At 40.9% G+C, this 1,171-nt stretch carries 2 protein-coding genes and 1 pseudogene; 2 read left to right on the top strand and 1 reads right to left on the bottom strand.

Annotated elements, in window-relative coordinates:
- Both G4P69_RS38585 and G4P69_RS38580 read left to right on the top strand, forming a co-directional pair.
- A partial coding sequence (locus tag G4P69_RS38585) for a cytochrome c biogenesis protein ResB (RefSeq protein WP_208355306.1) occupies positions 1-386 on the top strand: 386 nt, incomplete at its 5' end.
- Positions 387-395: 9 nt separating this feature from the next.
- Positions 396-642, top strand: a pseudogene (locus G4P69_RS38580) (DUF4383 domain-containing protein); the annotation flags it as partial.
- 224 nt (positions 643-866) lie between these two features.
- Here the strand turns inward: G4P69_RS38580 and G4P69_RS38575 are convergent.
- Positions 867-1,171: YdcF family protein (locus G4P69_RS38575; RefSeq protein WP_208355300.1), on the bottom strand; the 305-nt coding region annotated here is incomplete at its 5' end.

Raw genomic sequence — 1,171 nt, 5'->3', positions numbered from 1 at the left:
ATTTAAGTGCTGGTGTCTCGTTAATAGCAAAAGATTTGCAAGGAATGGTGTTAGTCTATGACTCCGCTGGTAAGCTCGTTGATACTATTCGTACTGGAATGTCTACCGAAATTAATGGACTGACACTGAAAGTAATTGATTTGATTGGTAGCACTGGCTTACAAATCAAAAGTGACCCAGGGATACCGATAGTTTACAGTGGATTTGCCTTGCTTATGCTGGGTGTCGTGATGAGTTACTTCTCCCACTCACAAATTTGGGTGTTGCAAAAAGATGGTCGTTTGTATGTTGGTGCCAAAACTAACCGTGCTCAAGTTGCTTTTGAGCAAGAGGTTTTGGGAATTCTAGACCAATTGTTTCCAGCTAATTCAAGTAGCCCAGCTTGAGCAAAAATTGTAGGTTTATTAGGAATTGCTTCCTATACCAGCGCCACGAGTTCACGAGTTTTCAATGGCTTTCGCCATTGCGTACATCTTGATCGCCGTTATGGGAATACTGCCATTTACTAATACCACATTTGGCCTGATGCCAATCTTTGGTAATAACGTTTGGTTCAATGCTCTAACAGCGATCGCAGCTGGTTACTACGGTCTGATTATACCAAATAAAATAGCAGGCACCAGTGCATCCCATAACGTTTAAATATAAGACAACTGCCGTCGTATTTCTTGCTTAAATTAGGATGTGCCTCAAAAATATTTTTGAGACACATCGCAAAAGTTTACTCAGGGTAAGCGCATCTCAAACCCTATTGACAAGCGGTTTCTGAGATGTCGTTCTTGCGATGAAATAAACAAGCAGCAAGAATCGTTAACATATAATTCTTATCCATAGCAGCTCGATTGAATTTTTGACGATTACTACGTTCACTGTCTTAACTTTGCAATCGGGGGAGTTTTGTTTTCAGCAACATTCTGAAGAGGAAAAAATCTCCCTTCCAAGCCATAGCTAACTAAGCCCATATATTCGTAGAACACCAGCATTGCTGTTTTAGTTGGAGTGAGTTTAGGGGGTATGGGACTGATATGGGGGATAACGTCAAAACCTAAACGGCGAAAAGTCAGTAGCGATCGCAACATATGAGGTGAATCGGTCACTAATAGAATTTGTTTGACTTGTCGTGGTTGTAATATCGACGCAGTAAACAATGCATTTTCTTGGGTAGTTCGAG

Source organism: Aetokthonos hydrillicola CCALA 1050 (assembly GCF_017591665.1).
Taxonomy (GTDB): domain Bacteria; phylum Cyanobacteriota; class Cyanobacteriia; order Cyanobacteriales; family Nostocaceae; genus Aetokthonos; species Aetokthonos hydrillicola.
The sequence above is the reverse complement of the archived record's forward strand: the minus strand, read 5'-3'. Positions and strand labels throughout refer to the sequence as shown.